16 protein-coding genes, 2 tRNA genes and 3 rRNA genes are annotated in these 22,444 nt (G+C 46.5%); 11 read left to right on the plus strand and 10 right to left on the minus strand.

The features are described 5' to 3' along the window. The first annotated feature begins 85 nt into the window (after nucleotides 1-85). Nucleotides 86-1,141, plus strand: coding sequence for a transaldolase (tal, locus tag D0T92_RS00005; RefSeq protein WP_151049054.1), 1,056 nt, complete (start codon nucleotides 86-88; stop codon nucleotides 1,139-1,141). A gap of 81 nt (nucleotides 1,142-1,222) precedes the next feature. Here the strand turns inward: tal and gdhA are convergent, their stop codons facing one another. After that, nucleotides 1,223-2,563 carry an NADP-specific glutamate dehydrogenase gene (gene gdhA, locus D0T92_RS00010; protein WP_151049056.1) on the minus strand — a complete coding sequence of 447 codons (1,341 nt, stop codon included), beginning with the start codon at nucleotides 2,561-2,563 and terminating at the stop codon, nucleotides 1,223-1,225. Between the two features lie 398 nt (nucleotides 2,564-2,961). Between gdhA and D0T92_RS00015 the strand changes: the two genes are divergently transcribed. Next, nucleotides 2,962-3,756, plus strand: coding sequence for a thymidylate synthase (locus D0T92_RS00015; RefSeq protein ID WP_151049058.1), 795 nt, complete (start codon nucleotides 2,962-2,964; stop codon nucleotides 3,754-3,756). 141 nt (nucleotides 3,757-3,897) lie between these two features. Next, on the plus strand, nucleotides 3,898-5,532 hold the full coding sequence (locus D0T92_RS00020) for an ABC transporter substrate-binding protein (protein WP_151049060.1): 1,635 nt from the start codon (nucleotides 3,898-3,900) through the stop codon (nucleotides 5,530-5,532). On the opposite strand, the gene D0T92_RS11310 is transcribed toward D0T92_RS00020, so the two are convergent. Beyond that, nucleotides 5,491-5,634, minus strand: coding sequence for a hypothetical protein (locus tag D0T92_RS11310; RefSeq protein WP_191963645.1), 144 nt, complete (start codon nucleotides 5,632-5,634; stop codon nucleotides 5,491-5,493). The two genes, D0T92_RS00020 and D0T92_RS11310, sit on opposite strands and share 42 nt — an antisense overlap. 87 nt (nucleotides 5,635-5,721) lie before the next feature. On the opposite strand from D0T92_RS11310, the gene rmuC reads away from it, so the two are divergent. From rmuC to hpf, 7 genes are all read left to right on the plus strand, one after another. Continuing rightward, the gene (rmuC, locus tag D0T92_RS00025) at nucleotides 5,722-7,347 is read left to right on the plus strand and encodes a DNA recombination protein RmuC (RefSeq protein ID WP_151049062.1); all 1,626 of its coding nucleotides are present in this window, start codon (nucleotides 5,722-5,724) and stop codon (nucleotides 7,345-7,347) included. Between the two features lie 157 nt (nucleotides 7,348-7,504). After that, nucleotides 7,505-8,041: a 3-deoxy-manno-octulosonate-8-phosphatase KdsC gene (gene kdsC / locus D0T92_RS00030; protein WP_151049064.1), complete on the plus strand. Its 537-nt coding sequence runs from the start codon at nucleotides 7,505-7,507 to the stop codon at nucleotides 8,039-8,041. Further along, nucleotides 8,038-8,616 (plus strand): LPS export ABC transporter periplasmic protein LptC, encoded by a 579-nt coding sequence (gene lptC / locus D0T92_RS00035; RefSeq protein WP_151049066.1) that lies wholly within the window; start codon nucleotides 8,038-8,040, stop codon nucleotides 8,614-8,616. Before kdsC ends, lptC begins: the two co-directional genes overlap by 4 nt. After that, nucleotides 8,597-9,109: a lipopolysaccharide transport periplasmic protein LptA gene (gene lptA / locus D0T92_RS00040; RefSeq protein ID WP_151049068.1), complete on the plus strand. Its 513-nt coding sequence runs from the start codon at nucleotides 8,597-8,599 to the stop codon at nucleotides 9,107-9,109. Before lptC ends, lptA begins: the two co-directional genes overlap by 20 nt. Nucleotides 9,110-9,324: 215 nt before the next feature. Beyond that, a complete protein-coding gene (gene lptB, locus D0T92_RS00045; protein WP_151049070.1) occupies nucleotides 9,325-10,053 on the plus strand; it encodes an LPS export ABC transporter ATP-binding protein in 729 nt (242 codons plus the stop codon). 216 nt (nucleotides 10,054-10,269) lie between these two features. Continuing rightward, the gene (gene rpoN, locus D0T92_RS00050) at nucleotides 10,270-11,619 is read left to right on the plus strand and encodes an RNA polymerase factor sigma-54 (protein ID WP_151049072.1); all 1,350 of its coding nucleotides are present in this window, start codon (nucleotides 10,270-10,272) and stop codon (nucleotides 11,617-11,619) included. 137 nt (nucleotides 11,620-11,756) lie between these two features. Then, entirely contained in the window at nucleotides 11,757-12,077 is a 321-nt protein-coding gene (hpf, locus tag D0T92_RS00055; RefSeq protein ID WP_151049074.1) for a ribosome hibernation-promoting factor, HPF/YfiA family, read from the plus strand. 132 nt (nucleotides 12,078-12,209) lie between these two features. Here the strand turns inward: hpf and D0T92_RS00060 are convergent, their stop codons facing one another. The 6 genes from D0T92_RS00060 to D0T92_RS00085 all read right to left on the minus strand — a co-directional run bounded on the left by D0T92_RS00060 (nucleotide 12,210) and on the right by D0T92_RS00085 (nucleotide 18,027). Next, the gene (locus tag D0T92_RS00060; protein ID WP_151049076.1) at nucleotides 12,210-12,506 is read right to left on the minus strand and encodes a ComEA family DNA-binding protein; all 297 of its coding nucleotides are present in this window, start codon (nucleotides 12,504-12,506) and stop codon (nucleotides 12,210-12,212) included. A 201-nt stretch (nucleotides 12,507-12,707) separates the two neighbouring features. Beyond that, nucleotides 12,708-12,820 (minus strand): 5S ribosomal RNA (gene rrf, locus D0T92_RS00065). A gap of 114 nt (nucleotides 12,821-12,934) precedes the next feature. Beyond that, a 23S ribosomal RNA gene (locus D0T92_RS00070) occupies nucleotides 12,935-15,823 on the minus strand. A 341-nt stretch (nucleotides 15,824-16,164) separates the two neighbouring features. After that, a tRNA-Ala gene (locus tag D0T92_RS00075) sits at nucleotides 16,165-16,240 on the minus strand. Nucleotides 16,241-16,282: 42 nt separating this feature from the next. After that, a tRNA-Ile gene (locus tag D0T92_RS00080) sits at nucleotides 16,283-16,359 on the minus strand. A gap of 127 nt (nucleotides 16,360-16,486) precedes the next feature. After that, nucleotides 16,487-18,027 (minus strand): 16S ribosomal RNA (locus D0T92_RS00085). Together the 16S, 23S and 5S rRNA genes with 2 tRNA genes alongside form the textbook arrangement of a ribosomal RNA operon. Nucleotides 18,028-18,399: 372 nt before the next feature. On the opposite strand from D0T92_RS00085, the gene thrB reads away from it, so the two are divergent. Next, nucleotides 18,400-19,323 (plus strand): homoserine kinase, encoded by a 924-nt coding sequence (gene thrB, locus D0T92_RS00090; RefSeq protein WP_151049078.1) that lies wholly within the window; start codon nucleotides 18,400-18,402, stop codon nucleotides 19,321-19,323. A gap of 68 nt (nucleotides 19,324-19,391) precedes the next feature. Here thrB and D0T92_RS00095 read toward each other — a convergent pair whose 3' ends face one another. Together D0T92_RS00095 and D0T92_RS00100 are read right to left on the minus strand one after the other, a co-directional pair. After that, entirely contained in the window at nucleotides 19,392-20,918 is a 1,527-nt protein-coding gene (locus D0T92_RS00095; protein WP_151049080.1) for a DHA2 family efflux MFS transporter permease subunit, read from the minus strand. Nucleotides 20,919-21,153: 235 nt separating this feature from the next. Then, nucleotides 21,154-22,329: an HlyD family secretion protein gene (locus tag D0T92_RS00100; RefSeq protein WP_151049082.1), complete on the minus strand. Its 1,176-nt coding sequence runs from the start codon at nucleotides 22,327-22,329 to the stop codon at nucleotides 21,154-21,156. Between the last annotated feature and the right edge of the window lie 115 nt (nucleotides 22,330-22,444).

Raw genomic sequence — 22,444 nt, forward strand, 5'->3', positions numbered from 1 at the left:
ATTTGTTTTCCCGTAGGGCTATCCAAACACGCGGATTCAGGTTAGGATTTCCCATTACTTAGTATCAATTATAAGGATTTCAGAGATGACTATTTTATCGGACGTTAAAGCATTGGGCCAACAAATCTGGCTCGACAACCTGTCTCGCTCACTGATTCAGAGTGGTGAACTTGCAAAAATGTTGCAACAAGGGGTGTGCGGTGTTACATCCAACCCTGCTATTTTCCAAAAAGCTTTTGCGGGCGACACCCTTTACGCCGACGAAATCGCCAAGCTGAAACAACAAGACCTTGCCCCCAAACAACGTTACGAAACACTGGCGATTGCCGATGTTCAAGCCGCCTGCGACGTCTGCCTGCCCGAATTTGAATCGACCGGCGGCAAAACCGGCTTTGTCAGCCTTGAAGTCGCGCCCGATTTATCACACGACACCGAAGGCACCGTTGCCGAAGCCAAACGCCTGCACGCCGCCATCAACCGCAAAAACGTGATGATTAAAGTGCCGACTACCGACGAAGGCATAAAAGCGCTAACCCAACTGGTTGCCGACGGCATCAGTATCAACCTAACCTTAATCTTTTCACGCCGGCAAACCTTAAAGGCCTATGAAGCCTATGTTGCCGGAATCGAAAGCCGTCTGAAAGCCGGTTTACCGGTTGACAATATCCAAGTTGTGGCCAGCTTTTTCCTTTCCCGCATCGACCATGCCATTGATACCACCCTACCAGCACACCTGCAAGGCAAAATCGCCATTGCTTTGGCCAAAACCGCCTATCGCGACTGGCAAAACTTTTTCGGCAGCGAGCGTTTCAAAGCACTCGAAGCACAAGGTGCCAACCCCGTACAACTATTATGGGCATCTACCGGCGTGAAAAACCCCAGCTATCCCGACACACTCTATGTAGACAGCCTAATCGGCCCCAACACCGTCAATACCGTCCCCGATGCCACATTAAAAGCCTTTATCGACCACGGCACGGCAGCACAAACGTTAACGCAAGATGTTGAAACCGCCGAAGCACAACTGGCCGAAACTGAAAAACTAGGCGTCGACCTAGAAGCACTTGCCGCCCGATTGCAGGAAGACGGTTTAAAACAGTTTGAAGATGCATTTGACAAACTTTTAGAACCATTAAAGTAACTGTTTAATTCTTTTGATTAAAATAAATAAGCCGTCTGAAAACCTTTCAGACGGCCTTTTATATCTTTAGAAAGCAACCGGTTAAACTACACCTTGCGCCAGCATAGCATCGGCCACTTTCTTAAAGCCGGCAATATTGGCGCCGTTCAGATAGTTGATAAAGTCGCCTTCTTTGCCATTGGCCACACAGTTTTCATGGATATTTTCCATAATACCGAAGAGTCTTCTATCTACTTCTTCACGGCTCCAAGACAGACGGATGTGGTTTTGGCTCATTTCCAAGCCTGAAGTAGCTACACCGCCGGCATTGGATGCTTTACCCGGAGAAAACAGGATTTTTGCATCAATAAAGGCCTCAATTGCTCCTAATGTAGAAGGCATATTGGCACCCTCCGCCACACAGAAGCAACCGTTAGACAGCAGTGTTTTAGCATCTGATTCATCCAGCTCGTTTTGCGTTGCGCAAGGCAGTGCCACATCGCAAGCCACACCCCAAGGTTTTTTATCGGCAAAATATTGTAGGTCTTGCTCTTGTGCATATACGGATAAGCGTTCGCGGCGAACTTCTTTCAATTCGATTAATGCAGCCAAATGCGCTTCGGTCATGCCGCTGTCGGGGAAGAGTACGAAACCGTTGGAATCGGAAACGGTTAATACTTTCGCGCCCAACTGAATCGCTTTTTCAGCCGCATACTGGGCAACATTACCGGAACCGGAAATCAGTACCCGCTTCGCCCCCATGCTGTTGCCTCTGGTTTTCAACATGTTGTCGGCAAAATAAACAGTTCCGTAGCCGGTTGCTTCCGGGCGGATTAGACTACCGCCGTAGTTCAAACCTTTACCGGTCAACACGGAAGTAAACTGATTGCTCAAACGTTTGTATTGCCCAAATAGGAAGCCGATTTCACGACCGCCGACACCGATATCGCCGGCCGGCACGTCGGTATCGGCACCGATATGGCGGTAAAGTTCGCTCATGAATGATTGGCAAAAACGCATCACTTCGGCATCGCTCTTGCCTTTAGGATCAAAATCAGAACCGCCTTTACCACCGCCCATCGGCAATGTGGTCAGTGCGTTTTTAAATACTTGCTCGAATGCCAAAAACTTCAATACGCCCAAGTCGACCGTCGGGTGAAAACGCAAGCCGCCTTTATAAGGGCCGATAGCCGAAGACATTTGTACGCGGAAACCACGGTTTACCTGTACTTCGCCTTTATCATCCACCCAGGGCACGCGGAACATCACTACACGTTCCGGCTCTACTAGGCGTTCCAACAAATTATATTGGGTATACTTCGGATTTTTTGCCAAAAAGGGCGCCAAGCTGCCGAATACTTCTTCTACGGCTTGGTGGAAAACAGGCTGATTGGGGTCGCGCTGTTTGATTTTTTCAAAAAGGTCATTGAGATTAGCAGACATAACATACGCTCCAAAAAGTAGTGGCAATTAAATTTACTTAACAAGCAAATAAAATAAATTTTAGAGTGGGAAATATAACCCTGTTCCTACTTCTTGCCAAGCTGAAATTGTTAACATTTTTCGTTTTCAGTTATTTTATTTTTCAACTTTAACACTATAATTTTTTTATTTTTAAATTTTAATTTCACATAATTTATAAAAAATAAAATTAAACATTATTTGATAGAAATTGAATTAGCAAATTTTGTTATTTTTAATTTTTTTTGCGGTTTTTAATACCATACACCATGCCCTTCCAAACACTATCCGCCAAACTGACTTAATACGGCAACTAAATGTTACAATAGCGGCTTTCAAAAGCCATCACCATCAATCTATTTTTATTATAAGGATACTTAATGAAGGCCTATCTCGACCTGATGCGCCATGTACTCGAACACGGTGCCGATAAATCCGACCGTACCGGTACGGGTACCCGTTCCGTATTCGGTTATCAGATGCGCTTCGATTTGCGGGAAGGTTTTCCGCTACTAACCACCAAAAAACTACATCTGCGTTCGATTATCCACGAGCTGCTTTGGTTTCTCAAAGGTGACACCAATATCCAATATTTAAAAGACAATCAAGTGTCTATTTGGGACGAATGGGCAGACGAAAACGGCAATTTAGGCCCGGTTTACGGCTATCAATGGCGCAGTTGGCCCGCTCCCGACGGCAGACACATCGACCAAATCGCCAACGTCATCCAACAAATTAAAAACAATCCCGACAGCCGCCGCTTAATGGTTTCGGCATGGAATCCGGCCTTAATTGAAGAAATGGCGCTTCCGCCCTGTCATGCCCTGTTTCAATTTTATGTTGTCAACGGCCAGCTTTCCTGCCAGCTTTACCAACGCAGTGCCGATATTTTTCTGGGCGTGCCGTTTAATATCGCCAGCTACGCCTTGCTAACCATGATGGTTGCCCAAGTGTGCGGTTTGGAAGCGGGTGAGTTTATCCATACCTTCGGCGATGCCCATCTATACAGCAACCATTTCGAGCAAGCCGAACTGCAATTAAGCCGTACCCCGCGCGCGCTGCCGAAAATGAAAATCAACCCGGAAGTGACCGATTTATTCTCGTTCCGCTTTGAGGATTTCGAGCTGACGGATTACGACCCTCATCCGCATATTAAAGCCCCAGTAGCGGTATAATGCCATCTTATTATTTATAAATTAATAAACCTTAGAGGCCGTCTGAAACAATTATTCATTTCAGACGGCCTCTTATCTGATTTCGGTTTCATTACAAAATAATTTCAGTTATATTCAGGCATCTGAAAATAGGAGGCCATTATGTCGTTTTCCCCGTTCCGTTTTTCCGCTTATGCCGTTGCCGCTATCCTGCTTACCGCATGCGGCCAATCATCCGACAACCCGCAACAATCGGCGGGAACACAGCAGCCTTCCGCCTCTATCGTTACCCGAAATAACGTTACCGAACCGCAGTCTCTCGACCCCCATCAGATTACCGGCGTGCCCGAAATCAATATTGTGCGCGACCTATTGGAAGGATTGGTAGAAACCGATGAAACGGGTGCCATTATTCCGGCCGTTGCCGAATCATGGGAAAGCGCCGACAATAAAATATGGACTTTCAAACTGCGCCCCGATGCCCGCTGGAGCAACGGCGATCCCGTTACCGCCGAAGATTTTGTTTATAGTTGGCGGCGTTTGGTTGATCCGAAAACTGCATCCCAATATGCTTCTTATCTTCAGGCGGCCAAAATAGCGAATATAGACGATATTCTCGATGGTAAAAAACCGGCCGACAGCTTAGGCGTTAAAGCCGTTGATCCGCATACTTTGCAAATCACCCTCACCGCCGCCGTGCCCTATTTCCCCCAAATGCTCTATCACGCCGCCACCAAGCCGGTACACCGTGCAACCGTGGAAAAATACGGTGTCAAATGGACACAGCCCGAAAACTTTGTCGGCAACGGCGCCTATGTGATGGACAAATGGGTGGTCAACGAACGTATCGAACTGGTGAAAAATCCCCAATACCGCGATGCCGATCATGTCAAAATTGAAAGAGTGGTATTTGTACCGATCGGTTCGCAAACCGATGATGTTGCCCGCTATGAAGCCGGCGAAATCGATATTACCGATGCCCTGCCGCCTGAAATGTATGCCGGCTTGCAAGAAAAATATCCGCAGCAACTCAAGCGCAGCCCGTATTTATGTACCTACTATTTTGAAATCAACAACCAAAAGCCGCCTTTTGACGACGTGCGCGTCCGCAAAGCCTTATCGCTGGCACTCGACCGCGACATCATTGCCTCCAAAGTACTCGGGCGCGGTGAAGAAGCCGCCTACAACCTGACCCGCGTCGGCACTAGCGGCTTTGTGCCTTATGATCCCGAATGGCGCAAACTCGCTTATCCAGCTCGCGTTACCGAAGCCAAAAAGCTATTAGCCGAAGCCGGGTATGATGAAAACCACCCGCTCACGTTTAATTTCCTTTACAACACTTCCGAACAGCACAAAAAAATCTCCATTGCCGCCGCCTCAATGTGGCAGCAGGCATTCGGTTTTGTGAAAGTCAATCTCGAAAACCAAGAATGGAAAACCTATCTCGACAACCGGCGCAGCGGCAACTATCAAATCGCCCGCGCCTCTTGGTGCGGCGACTACAACGAACCGTCCACCTTCTTAAACACCCTGCAATCGGACAACAGCAGCAACCGCGCTTTCTATAAAAATCCCGAATACGACGCCCTACTCGCACAAACCCTGCAAGCGGGCATCAGCGACCAACAACGTGCCGAATACTATACGCAGGCCGAAGTCTTAATCGACCGCGACACCGCCATTATTCCCGTTTACGGTTATGTCAACTCGCGCTTGGTCAAACCACGCATCGGCGGATATTCGGATAAAGACGTATTAAACGAACTGCCCAGCAAGCGCTTGTTTATCCAACCATAACGCTTTATTTTCAAATAAAAGGCCGTCTGAAATATCACCTTTCAGACGGCCTTCTACTTCTTTAATGGTTAGAACGATAGTGCAAGCCGTCTGAAAACCCATCAAGCCCTATCCGTTATTTCCCTTTCGAAAGCCGGCATTTCTTTGTTATAGTGCATACCGCTTTGTTTTTCAGACGGCCCTATCACTATGAATGCCAACGACTTCACCCTTTATCTGATACTCACCGCCATTGCCGCCTTATTGTTCGGCATATTATTGACTTGGCTGATATTACGCAGCAAACACCGCAACGAGCGAAACCACCTAAATCAGCAATTAACCGAACGCACTCGCCAATATGAAACCGCCACGCAACAGCATACCGAAGCCGAGCATGCCTTAACCGAATTGCAACAACAGTTTCAGACGGCCCAAACCCATCTGGCCGCCTCCGAAACCCGCAACCGCCAAATCGAACCTTTGCAAAACGAACTGGCGCAAAGCCGGCACCACCAACAAGAAACGCAAGACAAACTTCAAGAAATCCACAGCCGTTTGGCCGCCGCACAGCAACACATCAACAGCCTGCAAGAGCGCGAACAAGAATTAGGCCGTTTGAAAGAAGACTATCAAGAATTGCAACAACAACTGGCCGACACCCGTATCCGCAACGAACGCCTGCACACCCAAATCGATCAGGAACGCGCCGCCCAACAGGAAAAAATCGAACTGCTGACCGAAGCCCGCCAAAGCATGACCGACCAATTCCAAAACCTGGCCAACAGCATTCTCGAAGAAAAAACCAAACGCTTCACCGAGCACAATACCGAAAGCATCCACCGCCTGCTCACTCCACTCAACGAACGCATGGGCAAATTCAGCGAATTGGTACAAACCACCTACGAAAAAGAAGCCAAAGAGCGGCTAACTCTTGAAAACGAGCTCAAGCGCCTGCAAACCCTCAACACCCAACTGCATACCGATGCCAAAGCCCTCACCGACGCACTCACCGGCGTACAAAACAAAACACAAGGCAACTGGGGGGAAATGGTATTGGAAACCGTTTTGGAAAACTCAGGCCTCACCAAAGGCCGGGAATACATTGTCCAAGCCGCCGGTACGCGTCGCGAAGAAGATGGCAGCACCCGCCGCCTGCAACCCGACGTTTTGGTCAACCTGCCCGATAACAAACAAATCATTATCGACAGCAAAGTATCGCTTACCGCTTATGTGCGCTACACACAGGCACAAACACCGGCCGAAGCCGAACGCGAATTGGCCGCCCATATCGCCAGCGTACGGGCGCACGTGAAAAGCCTGTCGCTGAAACAATATAACGATATAGAAGGCGTGAACACATTGGATTTTGTCTTCATGTTTATTCCGGTCGAGCCTGCCTATCTGCTCGCCCTGCAACACGACGACACCCTCTTCCAAGAATGCTTCGACAAACGCATTATGCCCGTCGGCCCCAGCACCCTGCTGGCCACCCTGCGTACAGTTGCCAATATCTGGCGCAACGAGCAACAAAACCAAAATGCCCTCACCATCGCCGAAGAAGGCGGCAAACTCTACGATAAATTCGTCGGCTTTATCTCTACCCTAGAAAACGTCGGCAAAAATATCGAACAGGCACATACCCATTACCAATCGGCTTTCAAACAGCTTTCCGAAGGCCGCGGCAATCTGGTTAACCGTGCCGAAAAACTGCGTAAGTTAGGGATAAAAGCCAGTAAACAACTGGAAAAAAGTTTGGCTGAAAAAGCCGCCGAAGAAGCCTTGAACCTACCCGAGTCTCCGAACGACAATCAAGAAGACAATACAGCCGTATAGGGCATCAGGCTGTATCTATTTAGGTTGCACGCGATTAATCGGCCTATAAAACATACCGTAAAATTCAATTTTCCAACCCTAATCTTTTTCAGACGGCCTTTTACTTGCTTTAATGTTAAAATACCACTTTTAAAAGCCGTCTGAAAAAGATATATCCATGCAAGAGCTCTCTCCAGAAATCCAAACCCGTGCCGCCAAAATCAAACTCCTGATTATGGACGTAGACGGCGTGTTAACTGACGGACGTATTTTTATCCGTGACAACGGTGAAGAAATCAAATCATTCCACACCCTCGACGGGCACGGCCTGAAAATGTTACAGGCCAGCGGCGTTCAGACGGCCATTATTACCGGCCGTGATGCCCCTTCGGTCGGCGTACGCGTGAAGCAACTCGGCATCCGCCACTACTACAAAGGCATTCATGACAAACGTGCCGCCTATGCCGACTTATGCGCACAAGCCGGCGTCAGCGAACAAGAATGTGCCTTTATCGGTGATGACGTGGTTGATCTGCCGGTGATGGTGCGCTGCGGTTTACCTGTGGCCGTTCCCGAAGCACATTGGTTTACCTTGCAACACGCAGCCTATGTCACGCAAAAGAGTGCCGGGAAAGGTGCTGTTCGCGAATTGTGTGACCTGATTATGCAGGCACAAGGCAACTTGGAAAATGCTTTGCAGGAGTATATAAAATGATGAAATGGCGGCACGGCTTGCTGTTTCCCTTAATCCTAGCCATTTGTCTAGGCGGCCTTTCCGCATGGCTCGGGCGCATCAGCGAAGTCGATATTGAAGAGGTTGAACTCAATCCCAACGAACCTCAATACGCCATGTCCGGTATTGATGGCAAAAGGTTTGACGAACAAGGCCGTCTGAAAGAAAATTTAAATGCCAAAGCCGCTTGGCAATTACCTAAAAGCAACGAAGTAACCTTTGAAAAACCGCAACTTGTACTCTACGACAACGGTAAATTGCTTTACAAAGTGGAAAGCAACAAAGCCGGCTACAACACCGAAAACCGCACGGTTACCTTTAAAGAAAATGTTATATTAACCAAAACCGCAGAAGCAGAACGCCCTGCCGGCATTTTAAAAACCAGCAACCTAATCGTAGATACGCAAACAAAAATTGCCGAAACCAAAGCACCGGTTGAATACCGCTACGGCGAATCCTACGGCACAGCAAACGGCTTGGTTTATGATTACAATAAAGGCTTCCTGAACCTGCCCTCCCGAGTGAAAGCGATTATTTATGATCCCAAAAATATTTAATATTGCCCTTCTTACCGCCGTACTTGCTGTGCCGGTCTCCGCATTCGCACTGGAAAGCGACCGCAAACAACCTATTCAGATCGAAGCCGACCAAGGGTCACTTGATCAGGCCAATCAGGTTACTACTTTCAGCGGCAATGTGATTATCAAGCAAGGAACGTTACATATTAATGCCGGCAGCGTGCGCGTATCACGCAACAGTAAGGGCGAACAAACCATATCGGCTGACGGTCGGCCTGTCCGCTTTGGACAAACTTTAGATGGCGGAAAAGGTACGGTAAACGGCCAAGCAAACAAAGTAGAATATGCATCTGCCACCAATATCGTAAAACTGATAGGTAACGCTAAAGTACAACGCGGTGGCGACAGTGCTGAAGGTGCCGCCATCACCTACAATACTCGTACTGAAGTCTACACTGTGAACGGCAGTAAAGCAGCGGGAATGAGTGGTAACCGACGTGTTACCGTCGTCATACAACCTTCCGCTAAATAATATTTACTGGCCGTCTGAAAACGACAAATCCATTTCAGACGGCCTATCATTATCCTTAATTGAAAACACATCGGCCATCTAAAGCACATCGAGACAAATATATTCAAACACTCGTATTTATTTTATTAATATACAAATCTTCACAAACATTAAATAAATATTTTCAAAAGTTATTAAAATAAATTACAATAGTAATCATAGTTAAAGAGTACCTCATGACCCAAAGCTGTTTAAACGTACAAAACCTACAAAAAAGCTTCAAAAAACGCCAAGTGGTGAAAAATTTTTCACTAGAAATTAAAAGTGGAGAGGTTGTCGGCCTGCTCGGCCCCAACGGAGCAGGTAAAACCACCAGCTTTTATATGATTGTAGGCTTGATTGCAGCCGATGCTGGCAGTGTAACGCTTGATGGGCAAGAAATACGCCATCTGCCAATACACGAACGTGCCCGTTTGGGACTTGGCTATTTGCCGCAGGAAGCATCGATTTTCCGAAAAATGACGGTAGAGCAAAATATCCGTGCTATTTTGGAAATCAGCCTCAAAGATAAAAATAAAATTGATGCCGAATTAGAAAAACTACTGGCTGATCTAAATATTGAACGACTCCGCAACAATCCAGCCCCATCTCTTTCAGGTGGTGAACGCCGCAGGGTCGAAATAGCCCGTGTATTAGCCATGCAGCCACGCTTTATTTTGCTTGACGAACCGTTTGCAGGTGTCGACCCCATTGCCGTCATTGATATTCAAAAAATTATCGAATTCCTTAAAACACGAGGTATAGGTGTGTTAATTACCGACCATAACGTACGTGAAACCTTAAGAATTTGTGATCGTGGTTATATTATTAGTGAAGGTGCCGTACTCGCTTCCGGTCATCCTGAAGAATTAGTTGGTAACGAGCAGGTAAGAGCTGTTTATTTAGGAGAGAATTTCAATTATTAATTATCTAATCAAAACTTACCTAAAATATAAGTATTTAAAAATAAACAATTTATAATAAAAATTACAAGATATTGAATTAAATTTAAAGGGTAAAATATAAAATAAATACATAGGTTTACTTTCCTATTCATATCTTCTGAAATATCCTCTGCTTTATCCGAGATTTATTCTATTTTGCCCTAAATTGCGGTGCACTTACTCACGAAACTAAAAATTATGAGCCAAAACTTAGGATTAAAACTCAAGCAAACCCAACAGCTGAACCAACAGCTGCAACAATCACTGCGTATTCTGCAAATGTCAGGGTTGGAGCTGGATCGGGAAGTTGAAGACTGGCTACAAGATAATCCTCTTTTAGAACGAGTGGAAGACAACGAACCCTCAGATGTTCAACAAAACCACTTATCTGCAGCTTTACCTACAAGTTCTGGAATTGGTGGAGAGGATGCAGAAGATATCTGGGCAACCATTGCCGAAAAAGACAATTTTAACGACTATTTGCATAAACAAGTGTGCGAGCATCCATTAAGTGAAGCAGAAGCAGCCAGAATACATATCCTCATCGACTTTTTAGACGATCAAGGCTATCTTACCGACAGCCTTGATGAAGTACTTGATCACACACCTTTAGAATGGATGTTGGAAGAAACCGACATGCATGAAGCATTGGATATTCTACAAACATTCGATCCCCCCGGTGTTGGAGCAAGTAATCTTACCGAATCCATGCTATTACAATTGATGCGACTGCCCGCCTCCCCTGCCCGCCAACTTGCGGCTAAAACTGCTCAGCTTCATTTAGATGATTTAAGCCGCAGCCGGCAACAAAATATAACCAAAATGCGCAAATGGTTTCCCGATATCGATATCGATACCATTCAGACGGCCTTAGATTTAATGACCAACCTCAACCCCTACCCTGCATACGGATTCTCCTCTACCGAACCAACACACTATATACAACCGGATATTATTGTTAAAGAAAATAAAAATGGTTGGAGTATAAGTAGCAATGAAAAAATCTGGCCCAAAGTAAAATTAAATAATGAATATTGCGACCTACTAAAAGAAGTCGGAGAAATCAGCCCCGAATGGAAAGAAAAGCTTCAAGAAGCCCGTCAAAAAATAGACAGTTTAGCACTACGTAAGAGTACTGTTTTGCGTTTAGCAGAATATATTGTAGCAAAACAAGAAGATTTTTTTATCTTTGGAGAAATCGGCCTTACCCCCATGTTAATAAAAGATGCTGCTGCCGAGCTTGGTGTTGCTGAAAGTACAGTATCACGCGCCGTAAATCATAAATATTTGTCTTGCCCGCGCGGAGTGTTTGCGCTACGCTATTTCTTCACACAAGCGGTTTCATCAGGAGATGGAGAGGGCGTCAGCCAAAGTGCTGTAAAAGCCATGATTGCCAAATTAGTCGAAACAGAAGACAAAAGTAAGCCACATTCTGATGAAGCTTTAAGCCAACTATTAAAACAACAAGGCATAGAAATTGCCAGGCGTACGGTTGCCAAATATCGTGAATCATTAAATATTCCAGGGGCACACCAAAGGAAACCTTAATCTAATTAAATATATAAGTCTTCCCAACAAAGAGAACTCTGTCTTTTCAGACGGCTTATGTACAAAAATCAACTTAATAAGATTTCCCCACCACCTATATATCACAGGTGGTACAACCTAACTGAAGGAGTAACGCCATGAATTTAAAAATTAACGGTTTGAATTTTGAAGTAACCGAAGCCATTAAAAATCATGTAACCGGCAAATTAGAACGTATAAACCGCCATGCCGCCAATGTAATTTCTGTCGTTATCACCTTATCGGTAGAAAAACTAAATAATCAAGCAGAAGCCGATGTTCATTTGGCAGGTAAAGATTTACATATACAAACCGTTGAATCTGATATGTATGCTGCGATTGACATTTTGATGGATAAAGTAGACCGAGCTATCTTAAAACATAAAGGCAAAAGTAGTGATGTACGTTCCACGGTTAAACCTCAACCCATAGATGAATAATACCCACTAATCATTAAAGTAAAAAAAATTCATTCGGTTTTAATAATAGATAGTTTATTATGCAAGTTATGCCCCCTTTGGGGGCATAAGTATTTTACTGCCGGTATTTCGTAAACTAAATGGCGGCTATATTTACTTTTTCAGAGCGGGTTTGGCTTTTTTATTGGCATTGTCGGCATTATCGGCGGTAACGGCCTCTTCGCGTACCTTCGCTAAAATACCGTCGCCAATCCCCTTCACATTCTTCAACTCTGCCACCGACTTAAAGGCACCATTCTCATCACGGTAGGCCACAATCGCCGCCGCCTTCGAGGGCCCGATACCCGGCAGCTCGGCCAACTCCTCCGCCCCCGCCGTATTGATATTCACCGCTGCCGCAGCCATCGTCACCGATAGCGCCGCCCAGATGCCCAACAAATAACGCTTCATCACTGCTCCTTTGTCGTTGTGTATAAGATACCGTCTTCTTCCCAGACAGCAGCCCCATCATAAAGCAGCATACAAGTATTAACAATTATTATCACTGCATTTATCATATCTGTTGTCATGACGTCACAATAAGTATTTGTAATATATCTCTGTAAAAAGCAAAAACCCCTGATAGTATTCTATCAGGGGTTCGGTATAAGTGTCTGGCAGTGACCTACTTTCACATGGGTATCCACACTATCATCGGCGCTGAGTCGTTTCACGGTCCTGTTCGGGATGGGAAGGCGTGGGACCAACTCGCTATGGCCGCCAGACTAAACTGTCAAATCGGTAAAGCCGTTTTTATTTCAATCAACTGTTTCGGTAATGTTTGTATCGTATCCTTTTGAAGGATACAGTAAGCTTTCATCTGAAGTTCTTCAAATGATAGAGTCAAGCCTCACGAGCAATTAGTACAGGTTAGCTCCACGTGTTACCACGCTTCCACACCCTGCCTATCAACGTCCTGGTCTCGAACGACTCTTTAGTGCGGTTAAACCGCAAGGGAAGTCTCATCTTCAGGCGAGTTTCGCGCTTAGATGCCTTCAGCGCTTATCTCTTCCGAACTTAGCTACCCGGCAATGCGACTGGCGTCACAACCGGTACACCAGAGGTTCGTCCACTCCGGTCCTCTCGTACTAGGAGCAGCCCCCGTCAAACTTCCAACGCCCACTGCAGATAGGGACCAAACTGTCTCACGACGTTTTAAACCCAGCTCACGTACCACTTTAAATGGCGAACAGCCATACCCTTGGGACCGACTACAGCCCCAGGATGTGATGAGCCGACATCGAGGTGCCAAACTCCGCCGTCGATATGAACTCTTGGGCGGAATCAGCCTGTTATCCCCGGAGTACCTTTTATCCGTTGAGCGATGGCCCTTCCATACAGAACCACCGGATCACTATGTCCTGCTTTCGCACCTGCTCGACTTGTCGGTCTCGCAGTTAAGCTACCTTTTGCCATTGCACTATCAGTCCGATTTCCGACCGGACCTAGGTAACCTTCGAACTCCTCCGTTACTCTTTGGGAGGAGACCGCCCCAGTCAAACTGCCTACCATGCACGGTCCCCGACCCGGATTACGGGCCTGGGTTAGAACCTCAAAGACACCAGGGTGGTATTTCAAGGACGGCTCCACAGAAACTAGCGTCTCTGCTTCAAAGCCTCCCACCTATCCTACACAAGTGACTTCAAAGTCCAATGCAAAGCTACAGTAAAGGTTCACGGGGTCTTTCCGTCTAGCAGCGGGGAGATTGCATCTTCACAACCATTTCAACTTCGCTGAGTCTCGGGAGGAGACAGTGTGGCCATCGTTACGCCATTCGTGCGGGTCGGAACTTACCCGACAAGGAATTTCGCTACCTTAGGACCGTTATAGTTACGGCCGCCGTTTACTGGGGCTTCGATCCGATGCTCTCACATCTTCAATTAACCTTCCAGCACCGGGCAGGCGTCACACCCTATACGTCCACTTTCGTGTTAGCAGAGTGCTGTGTTTTTAATAAACAGTCGCAGCCACCGATTCTCTGCGACCCTCCAATGCTTACAGAGCAAGTCTTTCACATCGAAGGGCATACCTTCTCCCGAAGTTACGGTATCAATTTGCCGAGTTCCTTCTCCCGAGTTCTCTCAAGCGCCTTAGAATTCTCATCCTGCCCACCTGTGTCGGTTTGCGGTACGGTTCAATTCAAACTGAAGCTTAGTGGCTTTTCCTGGAAGCGTGGTATCGGTTACTTCTTGTCCGTAGACAATCGTTATCGCTTCTCGGTGTTATGAAAGTCCGGATTTGCCTAAACTTTCCACCTACCGGCTTGAACAAGCTATTCCAACAGCTTGCTAACCTAACCTTCTCCGTCCCCACATCGCATTTGAATCAAGTACGGGAATATTAACCCGTTTCCCATCGACTACGCATTTCTGCCTCGCCTTAGGGGCCGACTCACCCTACGCCGATGAACGTTGCGTAGGAAACCTTGGGCTTTCGGCGAGCGGGCTTTTCACCCGCTTTATCGCTACTCATGTCAACATTCGCACTTCTGATACCTCCAGCAACCTTCTCAAGTCACCTTCTTCGGCCTACAGAACGCTCCCCTACCATGCATGCAAGCATGCATCCGCAGCTTCGGTTACAGATTTGAGCCCCGTTACATCTTCCGCGCAGGACGACTCGACCAGTGAGCTATTACGCTTTCTTTAAATGATGGCTGCTTCTAAGCCAACATCCTGGCTGTCTGGGCCTTCCCACTTCGTTTACCACTTAATCTGTCATTTGGGACCTTAGCTGGCGGTCTGGGTTGTTTCCCTTTCGACAACGGACGTTAGCACCCGCTGTCTGTCTCCCATGATTGCACTTTCCGGTATTCTTAGTTTGCCATGGGTTGGTAAGTCGCAATGACCCCCTAGCCATAACAGTGCTTTACCCCCGGAAGTGATACATGAGGCACTACCTAAATAGTTTTCGGGGAGAACCAGCTATCTCCGAGTTTGTTTAGCCTTTCACCCCTATCCACAGCTCATCCCCGCATTTTGCAACATGCGTGGGTTCGGACCTCCAGTGCGTGTTACCGCACCTTCATCCTGGCCATGGATAGATCACTCGGTTTCGGGTCTACACCCAGCAACTAGACGCCCTATTAAGACTCGGTTTCCCTACGCCTCCCCTATCCGGTTAAGCTCGCTACTGAATGTAAGTCGTTGACCCATTATACAAAAGGTACGCAGTCACACCTAAAGGTGCTCCCACTGTTTGTATGCATCAGGTTTCAGGTTCTATTTCACTCCCCTCCCGGGGTTCTTTTCGCCTTTCCCTCACGGTACTGGTTCACTATCGGTCGATGATGAGTATTTAGCCTTGGAGGATGGTCCCCCCATATTCAGACAGGATTTCACGTGTCCCGCCCTACTTGTCGTATATTTAGTACCACCAATGAAATTTCGAATACGGGGCTGTCACCCACTATGGCCAAGCTTCCCAGCTTGTTCTTCTATCTCAATGGCTATCGTATACAGGCTCCTCCGCGTTCGCTCGCCACTACTTGCGGAATCTCGGTTGATTTCTTTTCCTCCGGGTACTTAGATGGTTCAGTTCTCCGGGTTCGCTTCTCACTCCCTATGTATTCAGGAGCGGATACTGCACAGAATGCAGTGGGTTTCCCCATTCGGACATCACCGGATCATAGCTTTATTGCCAGCTCCCCGATGCTTTTCGCAGGCTTACACGTCCTTCTTCGCCTATCATCGCCAAGGCATCCACCTGATGCACTTATTCACTTGACTCTATCATTTCAAGAACCTCTTTGACTTCATCTAAATTACCGTTGACGAGTAATCAGATTAGATGTTCATACTTTGATAAAGCTTACTGCTTTTGTTGTGTGTAACTTATGCCTTTTGTCTTTCATAAGTTACTCGATACAATCATCACCCAAATACTGTACAACTTACCTTTCGGTAAATCGACATTGTCTTTGTTTGTTGATTTCGGCTTTCCAATTTGTTAAAGAGCGATGCATGCCTACTAAACAACGACTGTTGCTTAGTCACTTTGCAAATTAAAAACAGCTTTTAAAGCTGGCTTTAATTTAAAAAGTAGCAATATGTTTTAACCTAGCGGCTTTTGGTGGAGGCAAACGGGATCGAACCGATGACCCCCTGCTTGCAAAGCAGGTGCTCTACCAACTGAGCTATGCCCCCTTATCCGTCCGGACAGCTTCTACAACCTGCCCGAAGAATCTCTGGTGGGTCTGGGAGGACTTGAACCTCCGACCCCACGCTTATCAAGCGTGTGCTCTAACCAGCTGAGCTACAAACCCAAGGTCTCTATTGTCTTAACAACAGACAGCTTATAGCTTGCGCATAAGCATTCTTAAAACTTCTCATGCATCTTTTACACAGCTTACCGATAAGTGTGAGTACCCAACAACCTCTTCTTTTCTCTAGAAAGGAGGTGATCCAGCCGCAGGTTCCCCTACGGCTACCTTGTTACGACTTCACCCCAGTCATGAAGCATACCGTGGTAAGCGGGCTCCTTGCGGTTACCCTACCTACTTCTGGTATCCCCCACTCCCATGGTGTGACGGGCGGTGTGTACAAGACCCGGGAACGTATTCACCGCAGTATGCTGACCTGCGATTACTAGCGATTCCGACTTCATGCACTCGAGTTGCAGAGTGCAATCCGGACTACGATCGGTTTTATGAGATTGGCTCCACCTCGCGGCTTGGCTACCCTCTGTACCGACCATTGTATGACGTGTGAAGCCCTGGTCATAAGGGCCATGAGGACTTGACGTCATCCCCACCTTCCTCCGGCTTGTCACCGGCAGTCTCATTAGAGTGCCCAACTTAATGATGGCAACTAATGACAAGGGTTGCGCTCGTTGCGGGACTTAACCCAACATCTCACGACACGAGCTGACGACAGCCATGCAGCACCTGTGTTACGGCTCCCGAAGGCACTCCTCCGTCTCTGGAGGATTCCGTACATGTCAAGACCAGGTAAGGTTCTTCGCGTTGCATCGAATTAATCCACATCATCCACCGCTTGTGCGGGTCCCCGTCAATTCCTTTGAGTTTTAATCTTGCGACCGTACTCCCCAGGCGGTCAATTTCACGCGTTAGCTACGCTACTAAGGCATCAAGTGCCCCAACAGCTAATTGACATCGTTTAGGGCGTGGACTACCAGGGTATCTAATCCTGTTTGCTACCCACGCTTTCGGGCATGAACGTCAGTATTATCCCAGGGGGCTGCCTTCGCCATCGGTATTCCTCCACATCTCTACGCATTTCACTGCTACACGTGGAATTCTACCCCCCTCTGACATACTCTAGCTACCCAGTTTCAAACGCAGTTCCCAGGTTGAGCCCGGGGATTTCACATCTGACTTAAGTAACCGTCTGCGCCCGCTTTACGCCCAGTAATTCCGATTAACGCTCGCACCCTACGTATTACCGCGGCTGCTGGCACGTAGTTAGCCGGTGCTTATTCTTCAGGTACCGTCATATGTTCGTGGTATTAGCACAAACCCTTTCTTCCCTGACAAAAGTCCTTTACAACCCGAAGGCCTTCTTCAGACACGCGGCATGGCTGGATCAGGGTTGCCCCCATTGTCCAAAATTCCCCACTGCTGCCTCCCGTAGGAGTCTGGGCCGTGTCTCAGTCCCAGTGTGGCGGATCATCCTCTCAGACCCGCTACTGATCGTCGCCTTGGTAGGCTCTTACCCCACCAACTAGCTAATCAGACATCGGCCGCTCGAATAGCGCGAGGTCCTAAGAGCCCCCGCTTTCCTTCTCAAAGCGTATGCGGTATTAGCCATCCTTTCGGACAGTTATCCCCCACTACTCGGTACGTTCCGATGCATTACTCACCCGTTCGCCACTCGCCACCAAAAGAGCAAGCTCTTCCGTGCTGCCGTTCGACTTGCATGTGTAAAGCATGCCGCCAGCGTTCAATCTGAGCCAGGATCAAACTCTTATGTTCAATCTCTAACTTATAACTTCTGGTCTGCTTCAAAGAAACCGACAAGATTTTATTCCTGTCTGTTTTTGTCGCAGTGTGAGGCCGTCAGGCACTCACACTTATCGGTATTCTGTGTTGTTAAAGAGCATTCCCGCCACTGCGTCAGCAGCGAAGAAACCGAACTATACCGACTCAAAACTACCCAGTCAATACCCACAAACTCAAAAATATACACTCCTTCATCACCACATTGTTTATCTTGAGAATTTTTTGAAGAGCGCTTTATCTTTCTCAATATTCGGCTACTACAACTCTATTTTTTCGTACATTAAGTCAGCTGATAAGTATATTTTTTTGATATGATTTGGTGTTCATTTTTATAAGGCTTAGGTTATGTCTGTTTATACCAGTGTTTCCGATGAAGAGATGTGCCAGTTTCTGACTGATTACGATTTAGGTGATTTTCTTTCACTTCAAGGAATTGCTCAAGGAATTACCAATAGTAATTACTTTTTAACGACAACTAAGGGGCGTTTTGTTTTAACTATTTTCGAAGCATTAAAACAAAATGAACTGCCTTTCTTTTTAATTCTGAAACAACATCTAAGCCAAAACGGTGTCGCCTGCCCTGCTCCTATACCCCGTAAAGACGGAAAGTTTGACTCGGTTTTATCGGGAAAACCAGCTTGCTTGGTAACTTGTCTAGAGGGTTCAAATACTAGTTGGCCGTCTGAAAAACAGTGTTTCCATACCGGTGAAATGTTGGCCAAAATGCATCTAGCCGGCAAAAACTTTCCATTAACCATGGATAATCCCCGTTACACACGATGGTGGCACGAGGCTGCCGTTCGATTACAGCCTATGTTAAATACGGAAGATGCTGAATTACTCCAAAGTGAAATCCGTTTTATTGATGAACATAATGGTGAAAATTTACCATCAGGTATTATTCATGCGGATCTGTTTAAAGATAATGTTTTATTAAATGGTGAGGAAGTTGCCGGTTTTATTGATTTTTATTACGCCTGCAATGGTAATTTTATGTATGACTTAGCCATTGCCGTAAATGACTGGGCACGAACTGCCGATAATCAGCCTGACGCCACTCTTGAGCAGGCTTTTTTAGCCGGATATGAAAGTATCCGCTCATTAAGTGCTGAAGAGCACAATTATTACCCTATTGCAAAACGAGCCGGCTGCCTACGTTTTTGGGTCTCTCGTCTTATGGATTTTCATTTCCCCCAGGAAGGTGAAATCACATTCATTAAAGATCCCAATGTTTTTAGAGATTTATTACTTAAATTACGAGCCGGATAAAATAAGTCATAAGGCCGTCTGAAAACTTTTCAGACGGCCACAAACATATTGTCATACCAACCACATCATTAATGCCCTCCGCCTGTCGGAGAGCCGAACGGTGGTTTGGCAAACCAAATCACAACAATCAATGCAATAAACAACAGCCCGCCTGCAAAAAATATCTCATTGGATCCGATAATAAAACCTTGCTGGGTAATGAGCCGTCTCATACTTTCCAAACCTTGCTCTTGCGATAAACCTGATTGCGACATAGCTTGGGCGGCACTTTGCATTTGTGGCGAGAATCCATTGATATGTTCAGTTAATCTTGCATGATGCAAAGCTTCCCTTCTCTCCCATAAGGTAGTCACAATCGACACCCCAACACCACCCATAAACACCCTTAAAAAATTGGACAAACTGCCTGCTGCGGCAAGTCGTGCATTAGGGATATGCGACAAAGTAATGGTAGTTAATGGCAAGAAAAACATAGCAACGCCCAAACCCTGCCAAAACTGCGGGCCAATCACACTTGACATACCCATATCAACATAAAAATCAGTGCGCCAATAGAATGTACAAGCAAAAATCAAAAAGCTTGCCGTTACCAACCAGCGCATATCGACATGGTGGCCGAACCGTCCGATAATAGGCGACAATAAAACGGGAAAAAATCCGATTGGAGCGGCAACCAATCCGGCCCAAGTGGCGGTATAGCCCAAATTTGTCTGCAACACTAATGGCAACAAGGTTAATGTACCCATATACAACATAAAGCCCAAAGAAGTGGCGATCGTACCGACTGTAAAATTCCGGTCTTTGAACAAAGATAAATCAACGATGGGATGCCGTTCATCCAATTCCCAGATAATAAAATAAGTTAAACAAACCACTGCCACCACAGCTAATATAATAATTTCATTCGAAGCGAACCAATCCAGCTCTTTACCTCGGTCAAGCATCATTTGCAAAGCGCCGATACCAATAATCATCAGCACCAAGCCAGTATAGTCGATAGGAGTCTTTTTAATTTCGGTTTCTCTCCGACTCAACTGCTTCCATGTCACAACTGCCGCCACCACGCCAACGGGGATATTGATAAAGAAAATCCAGCCCCAATGCCAGTTATCAGAAATCCAGCCACCTAAAATCGGCCCCAATACCGGCGCGACCACCACTGTCATCGCCCAAAGTGCCAGTGCCAACGTTCGCTTTTCAGGCGGATAAGAAGCCATCAGCAAACTTTGCGACAACGGAATCAGCGGCCCCGCAACAAACCCCTGTACAACCCTAAACAAAACCAACACGGTTAAATTTGGTGCCATACCACACAACCACGAGGTAATGACAAAGCCGATAATCGAAACGACGAATACCCTCACTTCACCAAAACGATTGGCAAGAAAACCAGTTAACGGCACAGAAATCGCATTGGCGACTGCAAACGCCGTAATCACCCAAGTTCCCTGAGTGGTTGCCGCACCTAAATCTCCGGCGATTACAGGCACAACCACATTGGCAATGGTGGTATCCAAAACCTCCATAAACACCGCCAAGCTCAATGCCAGCGTTACCCATACCAGATTGACACCTTTTAAAGGGGGATGAGCCATTTCAATCTATACTTTCTTAAATGATGTTGAGGTTGATATTATTTCAGACGGCCTTCATATTTATATACTCATCGTGATATCGGTATCCGGTTTACCGCAAAGCCGTCTGAAAAATTCTAAATATTATTCCGAATGAATAATAGATATACTGTTGCAATCTTAGTGATTTGACAATAAAGGCCGTCTGAAATCTGTTTTTTTCAGACGGCCTAATACTTATGATTCCAACCAATAGCTATTTGGCATATTTATCAAAAATCTGCTCAATAAGTGCATCAGCCGCCGACCAATCTACTACATCAGCTTCAGCCGCGGCCACATTTCTATCAGCTGCTTCGGCCATCGTTTTTCCAGTTGCACTATTAGAGGTATCCACTGTTACCTGCATAGATAAACCGACACGCAGTGGATTTGCCCTCAATTGCTGTTGATCCAAACTGATACGTACCGGAACACGTTGCACGACCTTAATCCAGTTACCGGTGGCATTCTCCGGTGGCAACAAAGAAAACGCACTGCCCGTTCCGGCCGATAATCCCATTACTTTACCCTTGAATACCACACGGCTACCATAAAGATCCGCTGTCATTTCCACAGGCTGACCGATACGCATTTTTCGTAATTGCACCTCTTTAAAGTTAGCGTCTACCCATAAATTCTGCAAAGGCACCACTGCCATCATTAAAGCCCCCGGCGCAATGCGCTGACCAACTTGGACGTTACGTTTGGCAATTTGCCCCATCATCGGTGCACGGATTTGAGTACGCTGCAAATTCAACCAAGCATCTTTAACTCGGCTAATCGCTGTTTGTACTGCCGGCTGTTGGCGCAAAGGAATATTTTTACCTAAAGCGGCCTGCGCCGCCACCTCTTCTGCCTCAACCGCTTTTAAGGCAGCTTGTGCCTGCACAACGGCAGCACGTGCATGGCTCAATTCTTCGCCTGAAATCGCGTCTGTTCCTTCTAATGACTGACGACGACGCAAATCTGATTGCGCTCTAGCCAAATCAGCCTTACGCATCAAAACTTGTGCTTTGGCACGACTATCTGCAGCAGATTGTTGGTTGTATTGCCGGATGGCTTGAATCAATTCATTTTGTGCACGGTCGTAAGCCAATTGGAAGTCGCTATCGTCCAACAATACCAAAACATCGCCTTTTTTCACCAAATCGGTATCATCAACCAGCACTTTACGCACCGTGCCACCCACTTGCGGAGTGATTTGCACCAAATGGCCGGCCACATAAGCATCATCTGTTTCTTCTTCATGCTGCCAAATTAAAAAATAAGCAATGGCAAAACCCAGCGCAATCACAATAAAAAACAAAGTAGCCAATGTCAGGTTACGTTTGCGGCGAGACGATCGGCGGCGCTCAACCATATTATCAGCATTATTTTTTGGAGTATCCATCATCCCGTCCGTTTTGATTTTATACCTAAATACCCATATTTCAGACGGCCTGCTGGCTCACACAGGCCGTCTGAAAACATTCGAGCGAAATCTTTATAAATAAGATAATGAAAAT

Source organism: Neisseria zalophi (assembly GCF_008807015.1).
In the GTDB taxonomy this organism is placed as follows: domain Bacteria; phylum Pseudomonadota; class Gammaproteobacteria; order Burkholderiales; family Neisseriaceae; genus Neisseria; species Neisseria zalophi.